The organism is Marinomonas sp. S3726 (genome assembly GCF_000967665.1).
Taxonomy (GTDB): domain Bacteria; phylum Pseudomonadota; class Gammaproteobacteria; order Pseudomonadales; family Marinomonadaceae; genus Marinomonas.
Genome location: NZ_JXYC01000047.1, coordinates 112,881 through 118,880, shown reverse-complemented (window position 1 = coordinate 118,880; position 6,000 = coordinate 112,881). Strand labels below are relative to the sequence as shown.

The 6,000-nt window shown below is 37.6% G+C and carries 5 protein-coding genes, 1 tRNA gene and 1 pseudogene; 2 read left to right on the top strand and 5 right to left on the bottom strand.

The features are described from left to right. Positions 1-620: pseudogene (locus tag TW85_RS26265) on the top strand (hypothetical protein); the annotation flags it as partial. A gap of 80 nt (positions 621-700) precedes the next feature. On the opposite strand, the gene TW85_RS24660 reads toward TW85_RS26265, so the two are convergent. Together TW85_RS24660 and TW85_RS24655 are read right to left on the bottom strand one after the other, a co-directional pair. Next, positions 701-788 (bottom strand) — tRNA-Ser (locus TW85_RS24660). Positions 789-905: 117 nt separating this feature from the next. Then, on the bottom strand, positions 906-1,466 hold the full coding sequence (locus tag TW85_RS24655) for a nitroreductase (protein WP_046019792.1): 561 nt from the start codon (positions 1,464-1,466) through the stop codon (positions 906-908). 267 nt (positions 1,467-1,733) lie between these two features. Between TW85_RS24655 and TW85_RS24650 the strand changes: the two genes are divergently transcribed. Continuing rightward, on the top strand, positions 1,734-3,296 hold the full coding sequence (locus TW85_RS24650; RefSeq protein ID WP_046019791.1) for a hypothetical protein: 1,563 nt from the start codon (positions 1,734-1,736) through the stop codon (positions 3,294-3,296). A 47-nt stretch (positions 3,297-3,343) separates the two neighbouring features. Here TW85_RS24650 and queF read toward each other — a convergent pair whose 3' ends face one another. The 3 genes from queF to TW85_RS24635 all read right to left on the bottom strand — a co-directional run bounded on the left by queF (position 3,344) and on the right by TW85_RS24635 (position 5,945). After that, entirely contained in the window at positions 3,344-4,159 is an 816-nt protein-coding gene (gene queF, locus TW85_RS24645) for an NADPH-dependent 7-cyano-7-deazaguanine reductase QueF (protein ID WP_046019790.1), read from the bottom strand. An 89-nt stretch (positions 4,160-4,248) separates the two neighbouring features. Continuing rightward, positions 4,249-5,022, bottom strand: coding sequence for an ABC transporter permease (locus TW85_RS24640; protein WP_046019789.1), 774 nt, complete (start codon positions 5,020-5,022; stop codon positions 4,249-4,251). A gap of 8 nt (positions 5,023-5,030) precedes the next feature. Then, entirely contained in the window at positions 5,031-5,945 is a 915-nt protein-coding gene (locus tag TW85_RS24635; protein ID WP_046019788.1) for an ABC transporter ATP-binding protein, read from the bottom strand. Positions 5,946-6,000 lie beyond the last annotated feature (55 nt).

Here is a 6,000-nt window from a genome sequence, read left to right as displayed (position 1 = left end):
GTACTACAGATGACTTTAGAGACAACCTAAGCCTAAATCAAAGCTTACAGTATAAACCAAACACTAACTCTCAAAGCCTTCCAACATTAATCCAAATACTTACTTTTAACATTGATTATGCAGTTGAAGGCGATTTAAATCATAAAATTGAATTTTTAAATCATCTACAGTCTTCTCTTGAAGAGTCAACGATCAGATCCAAAGAATTTATATTTTTTATAAATTATGAGAAGAATAATCATGACAAATTCGAGGAGTGGATTATAAGGCATTGTAGTAGCGATAATTTTATATCAAGAAATCACAACATGCCTTATCTATGCAAAAACAATATAATTGATTACTTAAAGGCTCATATCAAATATTATTACGACAACGATTCAAATATAGCCCACTTAAGGCTCATACTTAAAGAAATAAAATCGGCTTGGAGCCAAAAGAAACACAGAGATAAAAATAATGGAAAAAGAGCGTGCAGTTTTCAATTAACCGAAGAGTCCATCAACCTCCTCAATAAAATTTCAAAACAGAACAGAAGAAAGAAAAATGAAATGCTAGAAATCTTAATTGAAGATGCTTGGCTAAAGATGACAGATGCAAAAAAGCAGACTAGATGTTAATCTAATCTGCTTTTTTATGCTGTACTTTTTGATGTACAGAATCAAGAATTACGCTGCAAGCCTTGAATTCACTAGAATAATGGCGGTGAGCAAGAGATTCGAACTCTTGATGCCTTTCGACATACACACTTTCCAGGCGTGCTCCTTCGGCCACTCGGACAGCTCACCACAGGCCACTTTGAAGGCGTTGCCTATCAAAGAGTGCGCGTATATTAATGTCGAAGTGATTGAAACGCAAGCCCTTTTTTAGGAGAAATTCCGCTTTGACTCCCCCTTGTTCAAAGATCAATCAAACCATTCTAGGTGCTGAGTTAGATCTACTTCTTTCACTCTTTTTTCGATTGCTTTAGGGGTACCCACATAAATAAAGCCAATCACTTGGTGATGTGCATCTATCCCTAAAAGCTCTTTCGTTAAATCACTATGAGCAACAGGACCAGTACGCCAAATGGCACCATAACCCAATGCGTTAAGACCAAGCAGAGCCTGTTGGGTAGCCGCTGAAACAGCCATTGTTTGCTCAATAGCGGGTACTTTTGGGTGTTCCTCTAATGCCGCTGTAACCACAAGAACAGCAGGTGCCCTATGTGCTTTTTGGATGAAGTTATCCTTTTTAGCTGTTGGCATCTCAGGTGTAGTTGCTAATGCGTGTTGCCAATAACACTCACCTAAAGTATCCAAACTTTTTCCTGAATAAACACGGTAACGCCAAGGCTTCATCGCACCGTGGTCAGCAGCCCTACTTGCTGCCTCTAAAACGTTTTGCCATTCATCTTTTGACGGTGCTGGCGCTAACAATGCATTCTGAGAGCTTCTTTCACGCATAAATTGGATAAATTCTTTCATATTTTTTTACCTAGGCCATACTTAAATAAGTAAGTCATTGAGTTGCTTTACATTAATTCAATTTACTCATGTTAGCATGAAGTTATAATCTACCTCATTAGGGATAGAGAATTTTGGAAATGGATAAGCAAACAATTTACACTAAGTTAACAGGTGACTTTACAGTTAATTAACTTAATCAATGGTGGATTTAAGAGTTAGTTAGAAAAGCTTTCTCTAGTAAACACAGTACTCATATATTCGATTTTTACAGGCCCCCTTTTATACATGAAGCTATTAGTATGGACACTCATAGAAATTATCACCTTGTTAGTGTTTTCTGGCAGCTTATTGATATGGTTTAAAAGACGATTGGACAAAAATGAGAACGACCCCCAATCGGCTCAAGAGGCAAACGAAACTGAGGCAGCTGGCACTTCAAATAACGCTTCCGTTAAGAGTGAAGACCTTAGTTTAGCGGCATTAAAACGCTTTGTTAATAATCAGATCCTTCATGCGTCTAAGCAACTATCTCGCGCAAAAAGCCAAGACAAATCAAAAAAAGTCATCTTAATTAAACTTTGGGGCACACTTTTAAAAGCAGAATCAAAAGTATTGGACACCCCTATTAGCCAAGAAGACACAGCCAGTATTCTAAATAAGCAACTGTCTAATATTTTAAGTAATATCTTTAGTGCCAATAAAGAAAACGATGAAGTAAAAGCGCTAAAACAAAAGCTCGCAAAACTTGTACAGTCCGCTAACCAATCAAACGAAGTACTGCAACTCAAATTAGAGTTAGATAAAGCACAAGGTGAAATAAGAAAAGAGTTGTTAGCTCAGATTGAAAAACTTGAAGAAGCGCTTAATCGTTTATCTGTAAAAAAGCATGAACAAAGCAATCTGGAGCTCTCTTTAGCAAGTGCAATGAAAAATGTTGATCAACTCAAACAAGCACTGAAAAATTTAGAATTAGACAATGAATTCGAAGAGATTATGCAACAAGAGCCCCAAGCTCAGAATACGGGCAATCAAAGTGACCTTACCAAACACAGGGCCAATAAAAAAATTAACTCTTTAAACCAGATCGCAAATCGTCAGCAGATTGTCATTGACCTGTTAAGAGAGAAACTTAACGAAGCCAACAAAGAAGAGTCTATCAACATAGATGAATCTCAAGAAATTGCGATCGGCAGAATTGAACAAATGATAAAAGAATCCGACACGCTTATTTTGCAACTTGAAAATGAACTCGGTGCAACGAATGTGTCAATTGAGTCTCTAAAGTCAGATATACAGAAAAAGAGTGAGCAGCTGATTGCAACAGAGAAAAAACTCGTTGTAGCGAAGAAAACAGCTTCAACATCATTTCGTGAATCTGCGAAGAATCAGCAGTCAAAAGTTGATGACATGAAAACTCAGCTTTCAAATGCCCCAGAGGATAGTAAGTTAGGAAGTTTAATTGAAGAGCAGCAAAAAGAATCTGCCACACTAGAGAAGCTCTTAAAAGAGTCAGAAACCTGTGTCACCGTACTTGAACTCGAATTAGAAAGCGCAAGGAAAGCAAATAACGAAATCATTCATACCATTGAAACGGTTGATCCAAATTTCCGAAATGAAGCAAGTTCAAGCAGTAATAATAAATTTCAACAGCTGGAAAATCGTCACAATGAACTCTTGGCTGAACATAGCCAAGTTAAACAACAGCTGCTTGCCAGTATTAATCAAGACCAAGAGACGGAACTTAGAAATGAGTTCAACCGCAAAAACCTTGAAGCGGATAGATTACAACTTGCAATCATTGACCTTGAGAAAAAACAACTTGAGAGCAACAAGAATCTAAACCAATAACAGAGCAAAAAAAACCAGCTAATCGGCTGGTTTTTTATAGTCATAATTTATTGACGACTTAGTCTTTCATTACCCAAAGTTAACGGCTCAGAAACACGGTAAGGGTTAATATCTAATCCGCCACGCCTTACGTAACGCGCATTAACAACTAAATAGTCTGGCGCACATTTTTGCATGATATCAATGAAGATACGTTCTACACATTGCTCATGAAAATCGGTGTGCTCTCTAAAAGAGATGATATATTTAAGCAGGCTCTCATGACAAATTTTAGCGCCACGGTACTCGATAAATACCGAGCCCCAGTCTGGTTGATTTGTTACAGGGCAATTTGACTTAAGTAAATGACTAACTACTTTCTCTTCGACTTGCTCCGCATCTTCGTCCAAGGCTAACAAACTAGCATCCGGATGATAAATACTTGCCTCTACATCTAAATCATCAATACAATAATCCGCGGTTTGAATAACCAAGTTTTGCATAGCTTCTAGATCACGAATTACAACACTAACGTCAGCACCAGCAGCAGCACTTAAATCTCTCACCAAGATGGACTCAACCTCTTGGACTGATTCATAACGCATTTGATTTAATGAGTTTAAATACAGTTTAAAAGACTTTGACTCAATAATATTTGGCGAGTCATGGGGCAACCTAAATTCAGCAATTGCAACAATTGGCTTGCCTTTGCTGTTTAGCCAAGATACTTCATAAGCATTCCAAATATCTTCACCAAAAAATGGTAGGCGCTCAGACTCTATACCCATTTCTTGCCATTTATCGACTCTGGCAATTGGGAATAACAATTCTGCAGAATACTCAGAAATGTATTCGGTTTTTTGACCTAGCGGTAACGCACCCATAATAGCCTCACTTAACTCTTAACAATGTTTAAATATTCTAATAAAACGTTTTTTATAGCAGCAGTTTTCGCTTCTTGCTTATGCTGCTATTAACTTCTAATTCCATGCCCACGATTCAATAAACGCAGCGCATAGGTGAATAAAACAGCGATAAAAGCGAGAATAATGACAATGGCATAACCTACATTAATGTCAGACACACCAAGTACACCGAAACGAAAAGCATTCACCATGTATAAAACAGGATTCAATAGTGACATGTTTTGCCAAAAACTTGGCAGTAAATCAATCGAATAAAATACGCCACCAAGGTAAGTTAAAGGCACTAATACAAAAGTTGGGATGATTGAAATATCATCAAAACTCTTTGCATATACTGCATTTACAAAACCACCCAACGAAAATAATACGGCCGTTAAGAAGACAACCAAAACTGTAATCAGTAGATTTTCAAGGTGCATATCCGTGAAGAAGAGCGATAAAAGTGTCACGATAAAGCCAACAAACAAACCACGAGTAACACCACCAACCACATACCCCATTAGAATAATCCAGTTTGGTGTTGGTGAAACTAATAATTCTTGTACATTATGCTGAAACTTAGCTGAGTAAAATGATGCTGATACATTGGCGTAGGAGTTAGTAATGATAGACATCATTATCAAACCAGGCACTATATACTGCATATAGCTAAAGCCACCCATCTCACCAATACGTGAACCAATTAGGTTACCAAAAATAGCAAAATACAAAGTCATGGTAATTGCGGGCGGTAATAAGGTCTGCGGCCAAATCCGCATAAAGCGACGGATTTCTCTTCTAACAATTGTTAAGAAAGCCACCAATATTTGTGTATTTTTCATGTGTTAAATTATCCCTTGGTTAGCTTCACAAACAGCTCTTCTAAGCGGTTTGATTTGTTACGCATACTTTGCACTTGCAAGCCTTGCTCATTCAATGCGACAAAGATGTCATTAATGGATTGGCCTTTGTTAATCTCAACTTCAATAGAGTGACCATCAGCCAGTGTTTTAACGGTAAAACCATCAATACTGACGTTGGATTCAATATTTGTAGCCAAATCTAAAATAAAGGTCTCTTGGCTAAGTGTTTTTAGCAGAGACTTCACGCTTGTATTTTCAACAATTTCGCCTTTATTAATAATGGCAATATTGCGACACAGCTGCTCTGCTTCTTCTAGATAGTGAGTTGTCAAAATGATAGTTGTACCATTATCATTTAACTCTTTTATGAACTCCCACATTGAACGACGCAGTTCAATATCAACACCAGCGGTTGGCTCATCTAATATCAGAACTTGAGGCTCATGTATTAGCGCTCTCGCTATCATTAGACGACGCTTCATACCACCTGAAAGCTGCATAGAAGGATTATTGCGTTTTTCCCATAATCCAAGTTGCTTTAAATACTTTTCAGCCCTAGGCGCAGCGACATCATAAGGGATACCGTAAAATCCTGCCTGAGTAACTATGATATTAAAAGGCGTTTCAAAAACATTAAAATTGAATTCTTGCGGCACGACACCTAAAAATTGTTTTGCGCCTGCAAAATCTTTATCGATATCAACACCAAAGATTGAGACCTTACCCTGACTTTTATTCACTAAAGAACAAAGAATACCAATGGTTGTGGATTTACCTGCGCCATTCGGGCCTAGTAGCGCAAAGAAATCCCCTTTTTCCACTTTGAGATCAACCCCTTTAAGGGCCTCAAAACCATTATCATAACGTTTTTTTAAGTCACTAATTTCTATTGCATATGTCATAATTACTCATCTTTGCCAGCATTGGGCTGGCATGAACATTTAACTGTAAAAGGCT

Coding starts and splice junctions, on each gene's coding strand:
- TW85_RS24655 (WP_046019792.1), bottom strand. CDS start 1,466: ATGAAAGAATTTATCCAATTTATGCGTGAAAGAAGCTCTCAGAATGCA.
- TW85_RS24650 (WP_046019791.1), top strand. CDS start 1,734: ATGAAGCTATTAGTATGGACACTCATAGAAATTATCACCTTGTTAGTG.
- queF (WP_046019790.1), bottom strand. CDS start 4,159: ATGGGTGCGTTACCGCTAGGTCAAAAAACCGAATACATTTCTGAGTAT.
- TW85_RS24640 (WP_046019789.1), bottom strand. CDS start 5,022: ATGAAAAATACACAAATATTGGTGGCTTTCTTAACAATTGTTAGAAGA.
- TW85_RS24635 (WP_046019788.1), bottom strand. CDS start 5,945: ATGACATATGCAATAGAAATTAGTGACTTAAAAAAACGTTATGATAAT.